17 protein-coding genes are annotated in these 20524 nt (G+C 62.7%); 6 read left to right on the plus strand and 11 right to left on the minus strand.

What is annotated here, in order from left to right:
- Positions 1–102: 102 nt before the first annotated feature.
- Complete coding sequence (locus NPS29_RS07500; RefSeq protein ID WP_274131710.1) at positions 103–1542, plus strand: TolC family outer membrane protein; 1440 nt, start codon at positions 103–105, stop codon at positions 1540–1542.
- 222 nt (positions 1543–1764) lie between these two features.
- On the opposite strand, the gene waaA is transcribed toward NPS29_RS07500, so the two are convergent.
- Both waaA and NPS29_RS07510 read right to left on the minus strand, forming a co-directional pair.
- The gene (gene waaA, locus NPS29_RS07505; RefSeq protein WP_274131711.1) at positions 1765–3045 is read right to left on the minus strand and encodes a lipid IV(A) 3-deoxy-D-manno-octulosonic acid transferase; all 1281 of its coding nucleotides are present in this window, start codon (positions 3043–3045) and stop codon (positions 1765–1767) included.
- Positions 3046–3059: 14 nt separating this feature from the next.
- Positions 3060–3944 carry a LysR family transcriptional regulator gene (locus tag NPS29_RS07510; RefSeq protein ID WP_274131712.1) on the minus strand — a complete coding sequence of 295 codons (885 nt, stop codon included), beginning with the start codon at positions 3942–3944 and terminating at the stop codon, positions 3060–3062.
- Positions 3945–4051: 107 nt separating this feature from the next.
- Here NPS29_RS07510 and NPS29_RS07515 point away from each other — a divergent pair, with 107 nt between their 5' ends.
- The 4 genes from NPS29_RS07515 to NPS29_RS07530 all read left to right on the plus strand — a co-directional run bounded on the left by NPS29_RS07515 (position 4052) and on the right by NPS29_RS07530 (position 7436).
- The gene (locus tag NPS29_RS07515; protein ID WP_274131715.1) at positions 4052–4384 is read left to right on the plus strand and encodes a DMT family transporter; all 333 of its coding nucleotides are present in this window, start codon (positions 4052–4054) and stop codon (positions 4382–4384) included.
- A gap of 63 nt (positions 4385–4447) precedes the next feature.
- On the plus strand, positions 4448–5623 hold the full coding sequence (locus NPS29_RS07520; protein ID WP_274131716.1) for an NAD(P)/FAD-dependent oxidoreductase: 1176 nt from the start codon (positions 4448–4450) through the stop codon (positions 5621–5623).
- Entirely contained in the window at positions 5620–6429 is an 810-nt protein-coding gene (locus NPS29_RS07525; protein WP_274131717.1) for an aldo/keto reductase, read from the plus strand. The genes NPS29_RS07520 and NPS29_RS07525 overlap by 4 nt, the downstream gene beginning before the upstream one ends.
- A gap of 35 nt (positions 6430–6464) precedes the next feature.
- On the plus strand, positions 6465–7436 hold the full coding sequence (locus NPS29_RS07530) for a metal ABC transporter ATPase (RefSeq protein WP_274131718.1): 972 nt from the start codon (positions 6465–6467) through the stop codon (positions 7434–7436).
- A 141-nt stretch (positions 7437–7577) separates the two neighbouring features.
- Here the strand turns inward: NPS29_RS07530 and hldE are convergent, their stop codons facing one another.
- The 3 genes from hldE to NPS29_RS07545 all read right to left on the minus strand — a co-directional run bounded on the left by hldE (position 7578) and on the right by NPS29_RS07545 (position 12177).
- The gene (gene hldE, locus NPS29_RS07535) at positions 7578–8999 is read right to left on the minus strand and encodes a bifunctional D-glycero-beta-D-manno-heptose-7-phosphate kinase/D-glycero-beta-D-manno-heptose 1-phosphate adenylyltransferase HldE (RefSeq protein WP_274131719.1); all 1422 of its coding nucleotides are present in this window, start codon (positions 8997–8999) and stop codon (positions 7578–7580) included.
- 215 nt (positions 9000–9214) lie between these two features.
- Entirely contained in the window at positions 9215–11023 is a 1809-nt protein-coding gene (gene msbA / locus NPS29_RS07540; RefSeq protein ID WP_274131720.1) for a lipid A export permease/ATP-binding protein MsbA, read from the minus strand.
- 8 nt (positions 11024–11031) lie between these two features.
- Positions 11032–12177, minus strand: a complete 1146-nt coding sequence (locus NPS29_RS07545; protein ID WP_274131721.1) for an O-antigen ligase family protein — start codon at positions 12175–12177, stop codon at positions 11032–11034.
- A 145-nt stretch (positions 12178–12322) separates the two neighbouring features.
- On the opposite strand from NPS29_RS07545, the gene NPS29_RS07550 reads away from it, so the two are divergent.
- Positions 12323–12931: a toluene tolerance protein gene (locus NPS29_RS07550; protein ID WP_274131816.1), complete on the plus strand. Its 609-nt coding sequence runs from the start codon at positions 12323–12325 to the stop codon at positions 12929–12931.
- 18 nt (positions 12932–12949) lie between these two features.
- Here the strand turns inward: NPS29_RS07550 and NPS29_RS07555 are convergent, their stop codons facing one another.
- From NPS29_RS07555 to NPS29_RS07580, 6 genes are all read right to left on the minus strand, one after another.
- A complete protein-coding gene (locus NPS29_RS07555; RefSeq protein ID WP_274131722.1) occupies positions 12950–14053 on the minus strand; it encodes a glycosyltransferase in 1104 nt (367 codons plus the stop codon).
- Positions 14054–14191: 138 nt separating this feature from the next.
- Positions 14192–15148: a glycosyltransferase family protein gene (locus NPS29_RS07560; protein WP_274131723.1), complete on the minus strand. Its 957-nt coding sequence runs from the start codon at positions 15146–15148 to the stop codon at positions 14192–14194.
- 64 nt (positions 15149–15212) lie between these two features.
- Entirely contained in the window at positions 15213–16622 is a 1410-nt protein-coding gene (locus NPS29_RS07565; protein WP_274131724.1) for a PIG-L deacetylase family protein, read from the minus strand.
- On the minus strand, positions 16619–17515 hold the full coding sequence (locus NPS29_RS07570; protein ID WP_274131725.1) for an antimicrobial resistance protein Mig-14: 897 nt from the start codon (positions 17513–17515) through the stop codon (positions 16619–16621). The genes NPS29_RS07565 and NPS29_RS07570 overlap by 4 nt, the downstream gene beginning before the upstream one ends.
- Positions 17515–18645, minus strand: coding sequence for a glycosyltransferase (locus tag NPS29_RS07575; RefSeq protein ID WP_274131726.1), 1131 nt, complete (start codon positions 18643–18645; stop codon positions 17515–17517). Before NPS29_RS07575 ends, NPS29_RS07570 begins: the two co-directional genes overlap by 1 nt.
- Positions 18629–20386 carry a carbamoyltransferase family protein gene (locus NPS29_RS07580; protein WP_274131727.1) on the minus strand — a complete coding sequence of 586 codons (1758 nt, stop codon included), beginning with the start codon at positions 20384–20386 and terminating at the stop codon, positions 18629–18631. The genes NPS29_RS07575 and NPS29_RS07580 overlap by 17 nt, the downstream gene beginning before the upstream one ends.
- Between the last annotated feature and the right edge of the window lie 138 nt (positions 20387–20524).

The following is a 20524-nucleotide window of genomic DNA, read 5'->3' on the forward strand; positions in this document are numbered from 1 at the left end:
TCTGTCGGATTGTTGTCGCGATCTTGTGGAACTACACTCGCAACCGGCGCAAAGCGATCTTGCGGCCACGTCTTCACACAGCTGAATTACTAGGGAATGTCTATGCTGCGCAAACTCTCACTGGCCATTGCCGTTTCATGCGCATCCAACGCGATGGCCACAGCAGCGGACTTGCCACTGCCGACCAAGACCGGTCTGGTCAGCGTCTACCAGGAAGCTGTGAACAACAACGCCGACCTCGCCGCCGCCCGCGCCAGCTACGATGCGCAGAAAGAGATCGTGCCCCAGGCCCGCGCCGGGCTGTTGCCGAACATTTCCGGCGGTGCCGACATCAACAACACCCGCACCAAGATCGACGAACCTTCTGCGGTCATCAACCGCAGCGGTACGGTCTACCGCGCCACCCTGAGCCAACCGATCTTCCGCGCCGACCGCTGGTTCCAGCTCAAGGCCGCCAAGGACGTCAACGAACAGGCCATCCTGCAGTTGTCCGCGACCGAGCAGAACCTGATTCTGCAAAGCGCCGAGGACTATTTCTCGGTATTGCGCGCCCAGGACAACCTGGCTTCGACCAAGGCCGAAGAAGCCGCGTTCAAGCGTCAACTGGATCAGGCCAACGAGCGCTTCGACGTGGGGCTTTCCGACAAGACCGACGTGCTCCAGGCCCAGGCCAGCTACGACACTGCCCGGGCGGCGCGGATCGTCGCCAAGCGTCAGGTGGACGACGCATTCCAGGCGTTGGTGACCCTGACCAACCGCGAATACAACTCCATCGAAGGCATCGTCCACACCCTGCCGGTGCTGGCGCCGTCGCCCAACGATGCGAAATCCTGGGTCGACACGGCCTCGCAACAGAACCTCAACCTGCTGGCCAGCAACTACGCCGTCAGCGCCGCCGAAGAAACCCTGCGCCAGCGCAAGGCCGGGCACGCGCCGACCGTCGATGCCGTCGCCCAGTACCAGAAAGGCGACAACGACCCGCTGGGCTTCACCAACCCGAACTACACCGGGCAGGACTTCCACGGCAGCGTCGAACAACGCACCATTGGTTTGCAGGTGAACATCCCGATCTACAGCGGCGGCCTGACCAGCTCGCAAGTGCGCGAAGCCTACGCCCGCCTCGGCCAGACCGAACAACAGCGCGAGGGCCTGCGCCGCCAGGTGGTGGAAAACACCCGCAACCTGCACCGTGCCGTAAACACCGACGTGGAACAGGTGCAGGCGCGCAAACAGTCGATCATTTCCAACCAGAGCGCGCTGGAAGCCACGGAAATCGGCTATCAGGTGGGCACGCGCAACATCGTCGACGTGCTCGATGCGCAGCGTCAGTTGTACGCATCGGTGCGTGATTACAACAACACCCGCTACGACTACATCCTCGACAACCTGCGCCTCAAGCAAGCGGCCGGCACGCTGAGCCCGGGGGACTTGCAGGATTTGTCGCGCTTCCTCAAACCCGATTACAACCCGGACAAGGACTTCCTGCCGCCGGACCTGGCGAAGGAAGCGGCGAAGAATTTCGAGCGTCCGTCAGAACGTTGAGTCATTCGCGTCGTATGTGTATGTGACGGCGACCGTGGGTTGCGTTTGATTCTGGCCGGAGGCCGTGGGAGCGAGGCTTGCCCGCGATCTGCCGGGCACCGGCAGCAAAACCAGACAACCGGGATGTGTCAGGCACACCATAGGCAATGGGTTTGCTGCCGCTACGCGGCAGATCGCGGGCAAGCCTCGCTCCCACGCCCTTCGGGCAGAATCAAAAGCAGGTCAGCGGGCGGCCAGCAAATTCGCAATCCCGTCCAGCAACTTCTGCAACGCGCCCTGATTGGCCTTCATCACCGCCAACCCCGCATCGGCCATGGCTTTCGCCTGCTCAGGCCCCTCGATCAATCGCTGCACCACCGCTGCCAATCCCGCCGCATCGCTCACCTCCTCCAACGCCCCGGCACTGCGCAGCATCGCTGCGATTTCGAGGAAGTTGAACAGATGCGGGCCGCTCAATACCGGCTTGTCCAGCGCCGCAGGCTCCAGCAGGTTGTGCCCGCCGTTGGGCACCAGGCTGCCACCGACGAAGGCGATTTCAGCCAGCGCATAGAGAAACAGCAACTCGCCCATGGTGTCGCCCACCAGCACCGAGGTTTCGCGGGTGACCGGCTCGGCGGTCGAGCGACGGACACTGGCAAAACCCTGCTGGCGGCTCAACTCGAACACGCTGTTGAAGCGCTCGGGGTGGCGCGGCACCAGGATCAGCAAGGCTTCGGAATGCTTTTTCAGCACCTCGCGGTGGGCGGCGAGAACCACCTCATCCTCACCGGCATGGGTACTGGCGGCGATCCACACCGGCCGCCCGGTGGTTTGCCAGTCGGCTCGCTGCTGCGCCGCACGCGCCAGCAATTGCGGGTCGATGGTCAGGTCGAACTTGATCGAACCGGTGACGGTTACGCACTCAGGGCGCGCACCCAGGTCACGAAAACGCTGGGCTTCGGTTTCGGTCTGCACGGCGATCAGGCTCATCTCGGCGAGCATCGGCCGAGTCAGTCTGGCGAACTTTCCGTAACCCCGCGCCGAACGCTCCGACAGACGCGCGTTGGCCAGAACTGTTGGAATACCCCGCATCGCACATTGATGAATATGGTTGGGCCACAGCTCGGTCTCCATGATCACGCCGACCTTGGGCTGGATGTGATCGAGAAAACGCCCCGCCGCCCACGGAAAATCGTATGGCAGGTAGCAATGCTGAATGCGCGGCTCGTTGGCGAACATCGACTGAATGCGTTCGGACCCGGTGGGCGTCATGCAGGTGATGGTGATCGGCAGTTGTGGATAACGTGCCAGCAGCGCGCGGACCATCGGCGCGGCAGCGATGCTCTCGCCCACCGACACGGCGTGCACCCAGATGCCGCCCTTTTGCATGGGCGGCAGCCCGCGAGCGAACCGTTCACCGATACGTTGTGCATAAGCCGGGGCCTTGCGGGCCCGCAGCCACAGGCGCAGGGCAATCAGGGGCAGGCCAAGATGAAACAGGAGTGTGTAGAGAGTTCTATTCATGGGCGCGGAGTTTATCAGCCAATGGCCTTCAAATGATGGGTGAAGCATTCGGCCAGCCAGCGTGCGGCAGGCCCCAGGGGTTCGTCGCGGCGCCAGACCATTTCCACCACCAGCGCAGGCGGCGTCCACTCGCTGCTCAGTTCGATCATCTGGTTCTGATAGGCCGGGTATTGCACCACGTGGCGCGGCAGCCAGGCCCACCCCAGTCCGCGCATCAGCAGTTCGGCCATGACGTAGAAACTGTCCGCACGCCACACCTGCGGGCTCAACTGCTCGCCACCGGGATAGCCACTCTGCTGCGGCGCGATGAGCAATTGCCGGTGCCGCGCCAACTGCTGGCGGGTGACCACCGGCTGGCTCGCCAGGGGATGATCGACCGCGCAGACCGTGACCATTTCCACACTGCCCAGCACCCGCCGCTCCAGGGCTTCGGGCATCTGGTCGTGATGAAACAGCAGGCCCAGGTCTGCGCGCCGCTCCACCAGCTTGCGCGCCACATCGCCCTGGGCGCCGCTGGCCAGTTGCACCTCCACGCTGGGGAAGCGTTGATCCAGCGCGTCCAGGCTGTCGAGGACCGGCTGGTAGGGCATGGCTTCGTCATGGGCCAGGCGCAACCGTGCTTCCTGGCCGCGCATCAACGCCAGGGCGCGACCGTCCAGCCGCTCGCACTGGCGCAGCAGTTCCCGCGCCTCTTCAAGCAACGCGTTGCCCGCTTCAGTCAGGCGCGGCTGGCGACCACTGCTACGGTCGAACAGGCTCACGCCAAGATCCGTCTCCAGCATGGCAATCGCGCTGCTGACCGCCGACTGCGCCCGCCGGGACTCTCGCGCTACGGCGGAAAACGAGCGCTGCTCGGCGACGCTGACGAACAGCCTGATTTGTTCAAGGCTCCATTCCATGACTCGGCAACCTATCAGCCCAAGAGATAGGTAATGACTTTACCCCATCTGAGCGAGCGCTAGAATCGGCAGCCATTGAAGACGTATCTGTAAAGAGGACTTTCATCATGTCTGCCTACTACCTGCTCGCCATCGCCATCTGCGCCGAAGTCATCGCCACTGTTTCGATGAAAGCCGTCAAAGGCCTGAGCACGCCACTACCGCTGCTGCTGGTGATCGTCGGTTACGCCGTGGCGTTCTGGATGCTGACGCTGGTGGTGCGCAGCATCCCGGTGGGCGTGGCCTACGCGGTCTGGGCGGGCATGGGCATCGTCATGGTCAGCATCGCGGCGCTGATCATCTACGGCCAGAAACTCGACCTGCCTGCCATCGCCGGCATGGCGATGATCGTCGCCGGGGTGGTGGTGATTCAGCTGTTCTCGAAAACCGCAGGGCATTAAGCAGGTTACTCAAAAGCCTGTTCCCCTATAATGGCGCAATTCGTTTCGCCATTTGAGGTGTTCATGTCTTCCGCAATTTCCACTGACGTCCTGATTGTCGGCGCAGGCGTTGCCGGCCTCTGGCTCAACGCTCGCCTGCGTCGGCAGGGCTTCTCGACAATCGTTGTGGAAAACGCCAGCCTGGGCGGCGGGCAGACGGTCAAATCCCAGGGCATCATCCATGGCGGCGCCAAATATGCACTGCACGGCGCGCTGTCCGGCGCTTCGGAAGCCATCGCCGACATGCCCCGCCGCTGGCGTGAGGCGCTCGCAGGCAAAGGCGAGTTGAACCTGTCGGGCGTGCGTTTGCTGTCCGAGGCGCATTACCTGTGGTCGCCGGGCACCCTGGCGGGCAATCTCACCAGTTTCTTCGCCAGCAAGGCGGTGCGTGGCCGGGTCGATCAGGTCAAGGGCACGGACCTTCCGCCTGCACTGCAGGATCCGCGTTTCAAGGGCAAGGTCTACCGCCTGGCCGAGCTGGTCATCGACGTTCCAAGCCTGATCGAGAAACTCGCTGAACTGGCCGGCGACAGCCTGCTGGCGGGCGAGAAGATCGAGCCGCTGTTGCACGAGGGTGAACTGGTCGGCCTGCGTGTCGATGGCCGCGACATTCACGCCCAGCGCGTGGTGATCAGCGCCGGCGGCGGCACGGCCGATCTGCTCAAGACGCTGAACGTCAGCCATCCGGCCATGCAGCGTCGTCCGCTGCACATGGTCATGGTCAAGGGGCCGACGCTCAAGCCGCTATACGCCCACTGCCTGGGTGGCGGCCCCAAGCCGCGCATCACGGTCACCACCCATCCAGCGGCCGACGGCCAGTGGGTGTGGTACCTGGGCGGTGACATCTCCGAAGCCGAGGGCGTGGCCCGCGAGCCTGCCGAACAGATCGCCGCGGCGAAAAAGGAACTGACTCACCTGCTGCCCTGGATCGACCTGAGCCAGGCGCAGTTCGCAACCTTGCGCGTGGACCGCGCCGAGCCTCAACAAAGCGGCCTGGTACGCCCGGACAATGCCTTCCTCGACGTTCAGGGGCGGCTGATGGTGGGCTGGCCAACCAAGCTGGCGCTTGCGCCGGACTTCGCCGATCGGGTACTGGCGTCACTGTCGCGGGATGACATCCACCCGATTCCACAACCGGCGCGCAAAGACCTGCCCCGGCCGGCGCTGGCTAAACCTGTGTGGGACGTGCTGCTGCCATGAAGACTCTGCACGATCTGCATCGCCCACTGGGCAGCCTGGGCATCGACGTCTCCCCTATCGGCCTGGGCACGGTCAAGCTGGGCCGCGACCAGGGCGTCAAATACCCCAACGGCTTCACCATCCCCGATGACGACGAAGCGCGGATGCTGCTCAAGCAGGCGCGGGACCTGGGCATCAATCTGATCGACACCGCCCCCGCCTATGGCCGCAGCGAAGAACGCCTGGGCCCGCTGCTGCGCGGCCAGCGTCAGGACTGGGTCATCGTCAGCAAGGTCGGCGAAGAATTCGAGGCGGGTCAGTCCCGCCATGACTTCAGCCAGGCGCACACGCGCCTGTCTGTGGAGCGCAGCCTCAAACGCCTGGAAACCGACTTCATCGACCTGGTGCTGGTGCACTCGGACGGCAACGACCTGCATGTGCTCAATGAGTGCGGGGTGTACCAGACGCTGGCCGAGCTCAAGCGCGAAGGCAAGATTCGCGGCTTCGGCTTCTCGGGCAAAACTGTCGAAGGCGGCCTGCTGGCCTTGCAGGATGGCGACTGCGCCATGGTCACCTACAACCTCAACGAACAGGGCGAAAAGCCGGTGCTGGACTACGCTGCTGTTCACGCCAAAGGCATTCTGATCAAAAAAGCGCTGGCCAGCGGGCACGTTTGCGCAGGCGCAGGTGTCGATCCTGTGCAGGCCAGTTTCGAACTGCTGTTCGCACATCCTGGCGTCACCGGTGCTATCGTCGGGACCATCAACCCGCTGCACCTGGCCCATAACGTGGCAACCGCTGCCTCCGTGATCCGCCGTCAGAACTGAACGGGCGGCCGACCCCAACGCAAGAAGGAGCCGATATGCCGCGAACGCTGATCCGCAAGAACCCGAGCAACTTCAAGACCCTGCCGCTGTTCGTCGAAGCCACTCCCGAAGGCCTGAGTTACCAGAGCGTCGGGATGCCGCTGAATTTTTCCCAGACGCTGCAACGTCGTCGCAAGATCGAAGTGCAGGACAGCGAGCGGTTCTCCACTGAACTGGCCAATCTTGGGGTGTCGGTGCGCCTGACGCTGAACTGGCAGAACCGCGATTACTGGGTGCTGGTGCGCCAGCGCCGCCAGGACCGTGGCGATGTGGTGCTCAAGCTGATTTCCGGTTACGTGCCGGCCCACGAGCTGAACCTGCCGCTGCACACGGCGATTCAGGAAGTGGCCGAGGAATGCCTGATCGAAACGCCCCAGGGCTGGCTCGGCGGGCGCTTCAACGACACCTGGCTGCCTGCGCCCTACGCTGCCGCCCTGCACTACCGCGAGGCCATGCCCTTTCGCCTGAGCCCGCTGTCCGGAGCTGCGCGCCCCGTGCGCTGCGGCAGCATGACCTTGATCGAACGCCCGCGCGCCTATGTGCACCTGCCGACCGCTTCGCTGCAGTTGATCTACGACATGCGCCTGGAAGTGCCCCGTGAAGCTCGGCCGCTGAGCCTGTTTCACGTCGATGAGACGCTGGAGAACGACCAGTTGGTCGCGAGGCTCAACCGCAGCAAGCCTGACCTTTACCTGATGCCGCTGGAAAATGGCGTGCCCTTGCCTGAGCTGTATACGCTCAAGAACGACAAGCTGTCACCGGCGGGCACCCGTGGTTTGTACCTGGCCGAAAGCTTCGCGGCGCAGGAAGGCTGGGTAGTGCGCGAGGAGCGCATTCGCTGGAAGGACTGGCTGCTCGCCCAGGGGCTGACCCCAAAGAAGGCGAAAAAGACCGGCATCAAACGCCGATTGACGGTGGGCGCCAAACAGCTGCTGCGCATGGCGCGCAAGACGCTGCATAAAACCTGATGCTGCCCTGACCTGTAGGAGTGAGCTTGCTCGCGATCGCGGCGTGTCAGACAACGAATTCGTCATAGACAGACGGTTATCGCGAGCAAGCTCACTCCTACAATGACCGTAATCCATGATGGATCGCCGTCCAACCCGTAATTACTGCCCGCGGATCTTCTCGACAATCGCGGTGGTCGAGCTGTTCTCCACCAACCCCAGCACGCGCACTTCGCCGCCGTAGGCCTGGACTATCGGCGCGCCGACCACCTGGTCGACGCTGTAGTCGCCGCCCTTGACCAGCACATCGGGCTTGACGTGGGTCAGCAGGTTTTCCGGTGTGCCCTCGGGGAAGCTGATCACCCAGTCCACCGCGCCGAGCCCGGCGAGGACCGCCATGCGCCGGTCGACGCTGTTGATCGGACGACCCGGCCCCTTGAGGCGGCTCACCGATGCGTCGTCGTTGACCGCGACGATCAGCCGGTCACCCTGGGCGCTGGCCTGTTCCAGATAGGTCACGTGGCCGGCATGCAGGATGTCGAAACAGCCGTTGGTGAACACGATCGACTCGCCGTGGGCCCGCGCATCTTCGACGGCCAGCAGCAGTTGATCGAGGGTCAGCACGCCGCGTTCCGAACCTTCGGCACGCTGGATGGCGCGACGCAGTTCAGGGGCGCTGATGGCAGCGGTACCCAGCTTGCCGACCACGATGCCGGCGGCCAGGTTGGCCAGGGCCACCGCGTGGGGCAGCTCTTCACCGGCGGCCAGGGCGGCGGCCAGGGTGGAAATCACGGTGTCACCGGCGCCGGTCACGTCGAATACTTCCCGGGCGCGTGCCGGCAGGTGCAGGGCCTGCTGGTCGGGGCGCAGCAAGGTCATGCCGTGTTCGCCACGGGTGACCAGCAGCGCGCCCAGTTCGAGATCGGTCATCAGCTTCGCGCCCTTCGCCACCAGCTCGGCTTCGTCGACGCAATGGCCAACGATGGCTTCGAATTCGCTGAGGTTCGGGGTAATCAGGCTGGCGCCGCGATAGATGCTGAAATCCTTGCCTTTGGGGTCGGCGACCACGGGAATCCCACGGTCACGCGCAGACTTGATGAGCACCTGATGGTTTTTCAGTGCGCCCTTGCCGTAGTCGGACAGTACCAGCACCTTGACGCCGTCCAGCAGGGAATCGACTTCCTCGCTCAGGGCGATGGCGTCGGTGGCGAAGGGTTCTTCGAAATCGATGCGCAGCAGTTGCTGGTGACGGCTCATGACCCGCAGCTTGACGATGGTCGGCTGGTGGGCAACGCGCTGGAAGCGGGCCGTCACGCCTGCGGCTTTGAGGCTGTTGTTCAGGCTGATGGCGGCTTCGTCTTCACCGGTCACGCCGACCAGCGAGGCCTTGGCGCCCAGGGCTGCGATGTTGAGCGCAACGTTGGCTGCGCCGCCCGGGCGATCTTCGATCTGGTCGACCTTGACCACTGGCACCGGGGCCTCAGGGGAAATTCTGGAGGTACCGCCATGCCAATAGCGGTCGAGCATGACATCGCCCACTACCAGAACTGGTGCCTGATCGAAACGCGGCATGGACAACTTCATCGAACAACCCGTAACTAAGAATGAACAAGGCCGGAATCTTAGCACAGGGTTTGGAAAGGCTTGAGGCCTTGGGGAAAAGTCGGCGTAACAGAACGTGAGGATGCCTGTGCTGGCCCCATCGCGAGCAAGCTCACTCCTACAGGTCTTGCGCAAATCCTGTAGGAGTGAGCTTGCTCGCGATAGGCGTCAAAGGTGATGCGTCGGAAAATCTGCTGCTATACCGCCCCGACCGGTGCGGGCTCATCCAGGCCCATGGCGTGCAGGCGCGAGTAGTAGCCGTTCTGTGCCAGCAACTGGGCATGGGTGCCGCGCTCGACGATACGGCCCTGATCCATGACAAGGATCAGGTCGGCGCGCTCGATGGTCGACAGACGGTGAGCGATGACCAACGTGGTGCGGCCTTTCATGACGTGATCCAGCGCCGCCTGAATGTGCCGCTCCGACTCGGTGTCCAGCGCCGAAGTCGCCTCGTCGAGGATCAACAATGGCGCGTTCTTGAGCAGCGCGCGGGCAATCGCCAGGCGCTGGCGCTGACCGCCGGAGAGCAGTACGCCGTTCTCGCCGACCTGGGTATCGAAGCCTTCTGGCAGTTGCTCGACGAACTCCTTGGCGTAGGCATCGGCTGCCGCCGCTTCGATGTCGCTGCGCGGCGCACCGGCCAGGTCACCGTAGGCGATGTTGTTGGCAACGCTGTCATTGAACAGGGTCACGTTCTGGTTTACCTGGGCCACGTGGCGGCGCAGGTTACGCAAGCGATAATCCTCGATCTCCACGCCATCGAGCAGGATCTGCCCGGCATTGTGGTGATAAAACCTTGGAATCAGGTTGGCCAGGGTGGACTTGCCGCTGCCTGAACGGCCCACCAGCGCGATCATCTGCCCGGGCGCCGCCGAGAAGCTGATGTCGTGCAGCACCTCACGCTCGGTTTCCGGATAGGTGAAGCTCAGGTTGCGCACTTCCAGATGGCCCTTGACCCGATCCAGCTCCACGGTGCCGGTATCGACTTCAGGCTCCACATCCAGTTGTTCGAAGATGCTTTCGGCACCGGCGACACCCTTCTGGATGGTCGAGCTGACTTCCGACAGCTGGCGAATCGGCTTGGGCAGCAGGCCAGCGGCGGTGATGTAGGCCACCAGGTCACCTGCGGTTGCATCCCCGCGCAGCCACAGCACCAGGAACATCAGCACCGCCATGGCGGTATAGATGACCAGTTGCAGCATCGGCGTGTAGATCGCGCCGGTCTTGGTCATGCGCAGTTGTTTGTCGGTGTTGCTGGTGCTGGCGTTGGCGAAACGCTCTTCTTCGTACTTTTCGCCACCGAAGCTGCGCACCACCCGATAGCCCTGAATGGTTTCCGAGGCAACGTGGGTCACATCGCCCATCGCCACCTGGATCTTCTTGCTCTGCTTGCGGAATTTCTTGCTCGAACTGCCGACCATGACCGCGATCAGCGGCAGGATCGCCAGCATCACGATGGTCAGCTTCCAGTTCATCCACACCAGGTAAAGGAACAGGAAGACGATGGTCAGGCCTTCACGGATCACCACTTTGATCGCGTCGGTCGCAGCGCCGGTGACCATGGTCACGTTGAAAGTGATCCGCGAAATCAGGTGCCCGGAGTTGTGGGTGTCGAAATAGCGGTTGGGCAGCACCAGCAACTTGTTGAACAGTTGCACGCGCAGGTCGTGGACCAGCCCCAGTGAAACCTTGGCCAGGAAGTAGTTGCCCAGGTAAGAGCCCAGCCCCTGCCATGCGGCGATCAGCACGATCAGCAGCGGCACGGCCTGCAGCAGCTGCAGGTCCTTGAGGTAAGGAGTGTTGGGGAACAGCGCAGCTTCCGGGTTGGTCAGGCCATCGACGAAGTACTTGAGAATGCCTGCCAGCATGGGCTGGGTGGAGGCAAAGATAACGAAGCCAACGATGCTGAGCAGGAAAATGCCCACGTAGGGCTTCACATAGTTCAGCAGTCGAAGATAGATCTTCAGACTGGAGCTCTGTCCTTTATCGGACCCTTTGTCACTCATCGTAAAGCTCACTGGTTGAATTGAACGCGGGATTTTACCACAGCATGGCGCGGCGCCCTTGCCCATACCAGAACGCAGGCCAGGCCGATCGGCAACCAGCTGATGAACCATTCCGCCCGGGGCGACCCGGTCAGGCTGGCGGCGTCGAACTGCATGGCGCACGTCGAGAAGATCCAGACGCCCATCATGCAGCGGCCCAGAGCCGTCGAGCGCGCCAGCCATGCCTCACGCAGCACCAGCAGCCAGACCACGCTCCAGAGCACCAGCCCGGGCAAGCCCAGCAGGATGGTGGTATGAGTGAACAGGTTGTGGGAATGGTCGAAGACCTGGCCATCGGCAATGGTGACGCTGTAGTTTGTGCCGATTCCAAGGCCCTTCAGCGGATGCAGTTCGATCATCTGCAGCACCGCGCCGAAGATTTCAGGGCGGTAGGACGATCCGCGATCGGTCATCAGCGACTGGAACACGATCAGCCCGATCACACCCAATACCAGCACCGTGCCGCTGAAGATCCACGCACGTCGATCCCGCCACCAGAGTGGCAGCAGCGCCACGGTCAGCGCCAGGGCCAGCAACGCGCCGCGGCTCTGGGACATCACCACGAACGCCAGGCACAGCAGCAGGCTGCAAAGCCAGATGACCTGGGACAAGCGGCGCTGAGGCGGCAACAACAGGCTCCAGACCAGCGCCACGCCAATGACATAAGCGCCCAGGATCGGATGGCTCAGCTCGCCGATCCCCTCCAGGCGCAGGAACCAGGGTGCATGCAGGAAACCGTAGTAGCGGTACAGGGAATAGGCAGACGCCACACCCAGGCCCACGCCGCCCAGTTGCAGAAGGCGCACCACGTTGTCCGTTCGCCCCGCCGCGAGGATCGGAAAGAACAGGATGAACACGGCGATGTACAGCATCCGCTTGAGCTCACGGCTGCCATCGTCGGTCGCGCTCCACACCAGGCTGATGCTCGCCCACAGCGCCAACAGCACAAGCGCCACGCACAGCGCACGCTGCTCACGCCAGAACGTGCCCAGACACTCGCGGCCCGACCATGCCAGCGCAAGGGTGGGCAACCACAACAATGCCACCAGCCCCTGCTGGTAGATCTTGTTCGTCGGCGCGAAGGCTATCGCGACGACAAACCAAAGGAATCCCATGGACATCACAGCTTGTGCCCAGCGACTGGAATGCATTTTATCTCCCTAAAAACGAGTGGCTCAGCCGGCCGGCATGGTGAAAGCGTTCGCTTTTGGGCATCATGGCCCGTCAACCCGCTCGCAATCTCCACAAGGCTTTCTACTGATGCAATGCTCTCGGCTCTCTGAGGCCGCCTTAAATCAACTGATAGTCGGTGCCAATGTCCTGGAAGCCGACAGCTACGGCGCGAAAGTGTACAGGTTGCAGGACGGCAATATCCTTAAACTCTTCAGACGTAAGCGCTGGTTCTCATCTGCTTTGTTACGACCTTATTCCAGACGCTTCATCGACAACGCCGTCCAGCTGGAAAAACTGGGTGTTCCCACGCTCAAGGTCGTCAGTTACTACACCCTCGATCAGCCAGGCATGACAGCCGTACTCTACCAGCCGCTGCCAGGCCAGACGCTGCGTCAACTGGCGCAGGCGCCGGGTTTCAGCTGGACACAGGCACTCCCCGCGCTGATCGGCTTGATCCGCGAACTGCACCGTTCAGGCATCTATTTCCGTTCGTTGCATCTCGGGAATATCGTCGTCACCCCCAATGAGCAGCTTGGGTTGATCGACGTGGCCGACATGCGCTTCTTCAAGGCACCGCTTTCGCCGAGCCTGAAAAAACGCAATCTGCAGCACTTCGCGCGGTATATCGATCGTGAAAACCTGCACGCCGAATTTCCGTTGCGGGATCTCGAGCAGGCTTTGCTCGCCAACGGCTAGAGCGCCATCGGGCTGGGATTACCGGTCAGGGGTCAGCAAGGCTCGGGAATCGTTGCAGAACTCAAGCCACACCCGCTCTGGCGCCAGGGCGCGGTACTGGGAGGTCGAGATGCTGTCGCGCTCCTGATTGGCAAACTGATCGATGGCCGCCGCCCAGGCGGGCACATCCGCGACCGGCACATAGTGCCCGGCGGTGCCGAGCTGCTCGCGAAAGACTTCAAGATCGCTGGCCAGCACCGGCACACCGGCGATCACTGCCTCCTGCAACACCAGCCCCAGCCCCTCTTCGCGGGAAGGAATGACAACCCAGTCAAAGCCTCGATACAGCTGCGCAAGACCGGGCTTGTGGCCAGGCAGGAAGACCTTGCCCTGAAGCTTGAGCTGCCTGATTTTCTCTTCCAGTGATTTGCGATCAGGCCCCTCGCCGACGATGACCAGTTTGAGGTCAGGGTGATGGGACAGCGAGCGGGAAAACGCCTCAAGCAGATAATCGAAGCCCTTGTCCGGCACCAGGCGACCGATTGCCCCCAGCACGCGGGCGTTGTTGTCGGGAAGGTCCATCAGGCGCCGGGCCTGTTCGCGCTCCTGCAACCCCATGCAGAACAGCTTGGGGTCCAGCGCGCTGCGCAACGCGCGCACCGGCAGGCCCAGGACCGCCTGCATCGATGAAGCCAGGGTCATGGACACCGCCGCCAGGGTCAGCCGCTGAGCCGGAAAGCTCTGGAACAGCGCGCGCTGCTCTGCACTCAGGCGCGTGGCGCCATGAAACACCACCACCACCCGAAGCTCGGGCATGTTCATGAGCACGGGCAACAGCACCCGGGACGCGCCCAGACCGTCGAGCAGCACCACTTCGGCGCGGCTGTCGGACAGGGCCTTGCGCAGGCGCGCGTGCAGGATCGGCATGTAAAGCCGCCAGATGTGGCGCCCCTTCAGTTGCCGCGAGGTGAAACCCCACTCGCGGACCTCACCGGTCGAGCGCGCGGACTCGCTGTGCCTCCCCTTGAGAAACCAGGTCTTGATTTCGGTCGAGGGGTCGAGCTGCGCGACGATCTGTTGGTGAACCTTATGGACTGAAGAAAACGGCGCGCCGCTCGACCACATCACGTTTACGAGGCTCATTTTTCGCCACGTCCCGATGAGTAGGTCGCTACATCCATGCAGACTGAATCAATAAATGGTAAAGCCAATGCGCCCCCCAGGAGAGCAGCTTAATCTTGCGTCACAGACTATCAGCAGCCTGTCATCCCTTGAAATCAGTCAAAATCCTAAAACCGCCCGCACCCGCTCGACCCAGCTCAACGGAGCCCGCTCACGCAACGCTGGTTCGAGCTCGCGCACGATCCGTGCACCGATAGCTGCGAAGCTGAACTGCGACACTGCCAGATCGCGACCATTGACTGCAATACGTGCAGCCCGTGCAGTATCGTTACGAAGTATCGCAAGCTTTTGCCGCAGCTGTGGAATATCGCTGTAGAACACCACGTTCTGCATGTCCTGCAGGCCCAACGCGCGATTTTCCGCATCGCCTTGATCATAGGCAAAGAGCACGCATCCGCATGCCATCGCCTCGAAATTCTTGATCATGTATTCGCCCATGCCGACGTCGGCACTGACGAAGAAGCGAATGCGGTTCAGGGTGTCGCAATATTCCTCACCGGATTTGGTGCGCGTGACCACCAGATTCTCGACCTGGCCCAGTTCATCGAGCAACGCCTTGCGCCCGCTGTAGGCAACGCTGTTGGTGCTGCCGACGAACGCAAGCTCGATGTCGCGCTCGCGGCCCTGGTCGCTGAGCAGCGTCTGGTCGTAGCCCTTGGGCACGAAGACCGCGTCGAAGCCTTCCTGGCGCAAGCGCTCGCTGACCACGAAGCCGGAGCTCAAGACCCGCACCCACGGCAGCTTGCGATAGTGCGCGCTGAACTTGCCGGTGTATTTGCAGGGGATGTAATTCTGGTAGGCGTCGTGCTCCAGGATCACCAGATTGGGCACGGTGCGAATGAAGCTGGCCTGACGGATCTCCTGCTTGAAGCGCAGGAAGAACACGATGCGGTCGTATTTCGTCACGTCCACGTGCTGGCGGAAATAGCGCCGCAGGTGGCGTTGCTCGTCGGAGCTCAGCCAGCGCAGGTCGCATTCGCAGTTGGCGGCGACCCCTTCATAGAGACGATCCAGAATAGCGCGCTGCTCTTTCTGGACCAGAAATAGAACCTTCATGGGCTTCCTTTTAACACCGGATCTTTGTCAGCCCGGCCGCTCGACTCCAGGGAGTCGAGGGCGATCAGAGCTCTCTGCGCCAGAACAATTCGTGGCGACGCACGGCTTTTCTGAAAAATTCGTTTTCACCTTCCGCAGGCCAGCGTCGGCCCGCAAGAACTTTCTGCAGCCACCTTCGCACGCGACGCTTGAGCGGCGGCGATGGTTGCAGGTCATGCATCATACCCAAGGCCATGGCCTTGTCTCGCTGCTGTTGAACATCGAGTTCGATACTGTAGGGCACCAGCGTCACCGATGCATCGAACACCGGAGGCAGCGCGACACCGCTGTAGGCATTGCCCATGGGCCAGCGGTCATTGTCGTGCAGGTGATTGGCGTAACCCAGGACCGTCTGCGGCTGCCATTCGAGGCCTTGCAACGCCTCGAACACCGCTGCCTGCGAGCAGATGTGGTCCGGGTGCGGGTCGATGGTGGCGTGGGGCATCACCACCACGTCCGGCCTTGCGTGCAGCAACAGAGCGCGCAGGTCGGCGATCAGATTGTTCCACGTAGGCGCGCCGTCGGCGTCACCTGGCAGGGTCATGCTGTTGAACTGGCGAAACAGCCGGGTATCGCTCAGGTCGGCTTCACGGGAGGCGATCGGCTGATCCGGCGCCGCCTGCATGGCCGGCAATTGCAGGCAGAAGTAGCCCAGTTGCACGCAACGGGATTCCGGAACGCCCGCCCAGCGCGGCACGGTGATGCTGTCCCAGGCACGCAGGCGGCCTTTGATCCGCGCAGCATCCGCGCGGTTCATGCCCATCTGCTGATAGTGCTCGGCTTCGATTTCGCCGGCGGTCAGCGTGACGATCCAGCTTTCGTCGGCCTGGCTGTACAGGCCGAACGCAGCCAGCTCAGCGTCATCGGCATGGGGTGCGATCACCATCACCCGCTGGCGGCGAGCGTCAGCGTGCTGGAACGACCACAATTGCGGCGTGCCCTGAATCACACAGCGGCGGCCCCGAAGGCGCAACTGCCCGGCGCTCACCTGCGCGGCCAGACCTGTGAGATTGAGATAACGCAGGCCATTCACGCCCCGCTCGAACGCCTGGCTGTCGCTCACGCCGTCGCCTGTCAGCTCGATGGCAGGGTCGAAGAAACGACCCAGCAGCGTGGCTTTCACCCGCACGGCCAAGACCAAAGTCTGCGATGGATCCTGCGCCAGGGGCTGATCCAGGCACAGCCGGTCGCCTTCAAGCCGAACGCAGGGCACCAGGTTGCTCTCGGCGAACCGGTACTGGTAATCGTCAGCCGGCGAGTAGAACAGATGATCGGAGAACCAGGCTTCGTGGGCAACCCAGCCCAGGATCGCCAGCACCAGCGGCAACCACCAGGCCACCACGACACCGACCAGCACCAGAATGACCAATGCCAGCAGCAACGCCACCCGCTTGTTGCGGCGGTGGCGCTTGAGCAACTCCTGTTTGCGGCTCACACCTGAAACACCGGCATGGGGTTGCACCAACGATCCTTGTACTCACGATCGGCGCGACCAAAGGAGAAACGCAGCGTCTTGCCCCGGGCCCGGGCATCTTCCCAGGCGCTTTGGGTGTTGAGAAAGCTCAACACGCTGCCGGGGCTGAAGTCGCGGGTTTCGGGGTCAACGCCACCGTTGATGTATTCGATACTGACCCATTGCGGCGCTTCGACGCGGTAGATCAGTTGAATGGCAATCGGCGCATCGTTGAGGAAGATCACCGAACCGATCAACAATTCGCGCAGCAGTTCGACCACCTCGGCCATGCGCTCGGCACCCGTGGCCGCAAAGCCCCAGCGGCGCTGGAACAGGTCGCAGTACATGCGCGCGATCTCGGCGCTTGAGAAGTCGGTGATTGGCCGCACCACTCCGCCCGCCTCTTCCAGCAGGCGCAGTTCGCGGCGCTGGTTGTAGCGGAATTTCTTCGACAGGTCTTCCGGGGTGCGCGCCATTGCCAACGACTCGGCCTGCGGCTTGAGCTCGGCGAAGCGACCCTGATTCAACTCCGACAGGTAGCGGCCGCGATGACGCAGCGGTGCCTGGGCATCGACGGCCGCCGGCAGGATCAACTCGGCATTGCCCAGGTCGAACAGGCCTTTCTTGCCGTGGCTCTTGAGCACGTCCTTGGACAGCGCCAGAGAGCGGCCCCAGGTCGGGATCGCGGCTTTGAGCTCGCCACCCTGTTCAAAACCCAGGTAACGCACCGGGATATCGGCCAGTGCCGCCAGCCGTTCGACCACCAGCGGGTGAGTCGCGACGCTGCCGCCGAAACGCTGCCAGGCCTGTGCATAAGCAGGCGCGTCGATCTGCGTCCAGCCGCGTTCACGAATGGCTTGAAAACGATTGAACATCAGGACTCCGCAGTCAGGTCGGTGACTTGCGGCAGACGCCAGAACACCTTGCGCACGGCCTCATCGGAGAACCGCTCGCGCAGACGCTCCAGCATCATGTCGGCGCAGGACTGACGCTGCCCGGCATCGAGACGCGACAGGTGCACCAGGCCCTGGGCCAGATGCTCGGCATCGCCGAGCGGGAACAGGATGCCGACCCCCTCGACCACTTCTTTCGCACCGCCCGCCGAGGTGGCGATCAGCGGCACGCCGGCGACCATGGCTTCAAGCAGGACCATGCCGAACGGTTCGTGGTCCGAGCTCAGGGCAAAGGCATCGAACGCCTTGAAGTAACGGCTGGCCTCCGGCACCTGGCCCAGCAGCATGACCTGGCGACCGATCGCCAGCTCCATGGCCTGCTCCTTGAGGTCCTGCTCCAGACGCCCCTTGCCCATGATCACCACCAGGCTGTCGGCCGGCAGTTTGGACTGGGCCCGGGCAAAACCGCCGAGCAGCGTGGCCTGGTCCTTGTCCGGATGCAGACGCCCGACGTTTCCGACGATCCAGGCATCCTGCGGCAGCCCCAACACTTCCCGGGCCTGCTCGCGGGGCAACTGGGTCTTGGCCAGTTGATCGACGTCGATGCGGTTGTACAGCGTCTGGATGCGCCCGGTCGGCCACTTGGGCAGGCACTGGCGCATGTCGTCGCGCACGGCGTCGGACACGCCCAGCAGGCTCAGGCGCTGGCGGAACAGATGGGCAAACAGTTTGCGGCTGCGACGCTGGTAGTCGCCAAAGGCGTGGTGAACGCCGATGACGGGCAAGCGGGTACCGAGCAGCGCGATGTAGATCGGCTTGAAGCGGTGGGCGATGCAGAAGGTGAAGTTGCGCGAAGCGACGATCTTGCGCAGATCGCGGATGGCGCCCAGCTTCAGGCCGCGAATGGCCTTGGAGCTGTACTCCAGGAACAGCACCTCGTCCGAGGCGCAACCGTCCGCCACACCGGCGTCAGCCGCGCCGGTCAGGAATACCGTGGTGACACGGTACCCCTTGCCCGCAAACAGGCTGGCGTATTGACGGGCGCAGTCGAGAAACGGCCCGTCATAGCCGTGGCAGAACTGCAGCACATGACGCTCAGCCGAGCGTGTCATAGGTGTCCGCGCCGTCTTTGACCACCAGGATGTCTTCCATGATCAGGTATTGCAGGTCCGAGCCGAAGAACATGTTCAGCGCGTCGGTCGGCGAGCAGATCATCGGCTCGCCACGACGGTTGAGCGAGGTGTTCAGCGACACGCCGTTGCCGGTCAGGTTTTCCAGCGCTTTCATCATGTCGTAGTAGCGCGGGTTGTATTCGCGCTTGAGCACCTGGGCACGGGAAGTGCCGTCTTCGTGGACGACTTCCGGCACGCGGGTCTTCCACTCTTCAGCCACTTCGAAGGTGAAGGTCATGAACGGCGCCGGGTGATCGATCTTGATCATCTGCGGTGCGACGGTGTCGAGCATGGACGGGCAGAAAGGCCTCCAGCGCTCGCGGAACTTGATCTGATGGTTGATGCGGTCAGCCACGCCAGCCACGCTCGGGCAGCCGATGATCGAACGACCACCCAGTGCGCGCGGACCGAACTCCATGCGGCCCTGGAACCAGGCCACCGGGTTGCCATCGACCATGATCCTGGCGATCTGCTCGGGCATGTTGTCCAGCTTGCGCCACTTCGGCGCGCTCGGGTGACGGGCGCAGGCCGCGATCACGTCTTCGTTGCTGTACGAAGGGCCGAGATAGACGTGTTCCATCTTCTCGACCGGCACGCCACGAGCGTGGGAAACGTAGGCCGCAGCACCGACTGCGGTGCCGGCGTCACCGGAGGCCGGCTGAACGAACAGCTCCTTGACCTCAGGGCGGGCGATGATCTTCTGGTTCAGCTTGACGTTCAGCGCGCAGCCGCCAGCGAAGGCGATCTTGCCGGTTTCCTTGAGGATGTCACCCAGGTAGTGATCCATCATCTGCAACGCCAGCTTCTCGAACAGCGCCTGCATGCTGGCCGCGTAGTGGATGTACGGCTCGTCGGCGATGTCGCCTTCGCGCTTTGGACCCAGCCACTCGATCAATTTTGGCGAGAAGTAGAAACCCTTGCCCTTCTCTTTGTAGCGGCGCAGGCCGATGACGTTGGCGTACTCGGTGTTGATCACCAGTTCGCCGTTTTCGAAGCTGGCCAGACGCGAGAAGTCATACTTGCTGGCGTCGCCGTACGGCGCCATGCCCATGACCTTGAACTCGCCGTCGAGCATTTCGAAACCCAGGAACTCGGTGATCGCCCCGTACAGGCCGCCCAACGAATCCGGATCGTAGAATTCCTTGATCTTGTGAATCTTGCCGTTCTCGCCGTAGCCGAAGAACGTGGTGGCGTACTCACCCTTGCCGTCGATGCCCAGGATCGCGGTTTTCTCTTTGAAACCGGAGCAGTGGTAGGCGCTGGAAGCGTGGGCCAGGTGGTGCTCGACCGGTTCGATCTTGATCTTTTTCGGATCGAAGCCCAGTTGCTCCAGGCACCAGACGATCTTGTTGCGATAGCGCTTGTAGCGACGGTTACCCATCAGGATGGCGTCCAGCGCACGGTCCGGGGCGTACCAGTAACGCTTGGCATAGTGCCAGCGCGCCTCGCCGAACAGACTGATCGGGGCGAACGGAATGGCCACTACGTCAACATCGGACGGCTTGATGCCGGCCTGCTCCAGGCAGAACTTCGCCGACTCGTACGGCATGCGGTTCTTTGCGTGTTTGTCGCGCACGAAGCGCTCTTCTTCGGCGGCGGCAACCAGTTTGCCGTCGATGTACAGGGCCGCGGAAGGATCATGGCTAAGGGCGCCGGACAGGCCAAGGATCGTCAATGCCACTAGGGTCTAGCCTCTTAAGTCTGCTGGCAGGCGTCGTGCGCCTGATCAATAAGTGTGCCCGGCACAACGGCGGCGGGCAGCTAAAGGGCGGGATTATAGCGTAATGAAGACCGATATGGCGCTGGGCGAACAAAACCT

Origin of the sequence: Pseudomonas putida (genome assembly GCF_028682175.1) — a bacterium.
GTDB lineage: Bacteria > Pseudomonadota > Gammaproteobacteria > Pseudomonadales > Pseudomonadaceae > Aquipseudomonas > Aquipseudomonas putida_AD.

What these genes read in the sequence shown, in the direction of transcription:
- NPS29_RS07530 (WP_274131718.1), top strand. Translation starts at nt 6,465, where the DNA reads ATGCCGCGAACGCTGATCCGCAAGAACCCGAGCAACTTCAAGACCCTG.
- NPS29_RS07500 (WP_274131710.1), top strand. Translation starts at nt 103, where the DNA reads ATGCTGCGCAAACTCTCACTGGCCATTGCCGTTTCATGCGCATCCAAC.
- NPS29_RS07575 (WP_274131726.1), bottom strand. Translation starts at nt 18,645, where the DNA reads ATGACACGCTCGGCTGAGCGTCATGTGCTGCAGTTCTGCCACGGCTAT.
- NPS29_RS07545 (WP_274131721.1), bottom strand. Translation starts at nt 12,177, where the DNA reads ATGGGATTCCTTTGGTTTGTCGTCGCGATAGCCTTCGCGCCGACGAAC.
- msbA (WP_274131720.1), bottom strand. Translation starts at nt 11,023, where the DNA reads ATGAGTGACAAAGGGTCCGATAAAGGACAGAGCTCCAGTCTGAAGATC.
- NPS29_RS07515 (WP_274131715.1), top strand. Translation starts at nt 4,052, where the DNA reads ATGTCTGCCTACTACCTGCTCGCCATCGCCATCTGCGCCGAAGTCATC.
- NPS29_RS07520 (WP_274131716.1), top strand. Translation starts at nt 4,448, where the DNA reads ATGTCTTCCGCAATTTCCACTGACGTCCTGATTGTCGGCGCAGGCGTT.
- NPS29_RS07560 (WP_274131723.1), bottom strand. Translation starts at nt 15,148, where the DNA reads ATGAAGGTTCTATTTCTGGTCCAGAAAGAGCAGCGCGCTATTCTGGAT.
- NPS29_RS07555 (WP_274131722.1), bottom strand. Translation starts at nt 14,053, where the DNA reads ATGAGCCTCGTAAACGTGATGTGGTCGAGCGGCGCGCCGTTTTCTTCA.
- NPS29_RS07570 (WP_274131725.1), bottom strand. Translation starts at nt 17,515, where the DNA reads ATGTTCAATCGTTTTCAAGCCATTCGTGAACGCGGCTGGACGCAGATC.
- hldE (WP_274131719.1), bottom strand. Translation starts at nt 8,999, where the DNA reads ATGAAGTTGTCCATGCCGCGTTTCGATCAGGCACCAGTTCTGGTAGTG.
- NPS29_RS07525 (WP_274131717.1), top strand. Translation starts at nt 5,620, where the DNA reads ATGAAGACTCTGCACGATCTGCATCGCCCACTGGGCAGCCTGGGCATC.
- NPS29_RS07510 (WP_274131712.1), bottom strand. Translation starts at nt 3,944, where the DNA reads ATGGAATGGAGCCTTGAACAAATCAGGCTGTTCGTCAGCGTCGCCGAG.
- waaA (WP_274131711.1), bottom strand. Translation starts at nt 3,045, where the DNA reads ATGAATAGAACTCTCTACACACTCCTGTTTCATCTTGGCCTGCCCCTG.
- NPS29_RS07550 (WP_274131816.1), top strand. Translation starts at nt 12,323, where the DNA reads ATGCAATGCTCTCGGCTCTCTGAGGCCGCCTTAAATCAACTGATAGTC.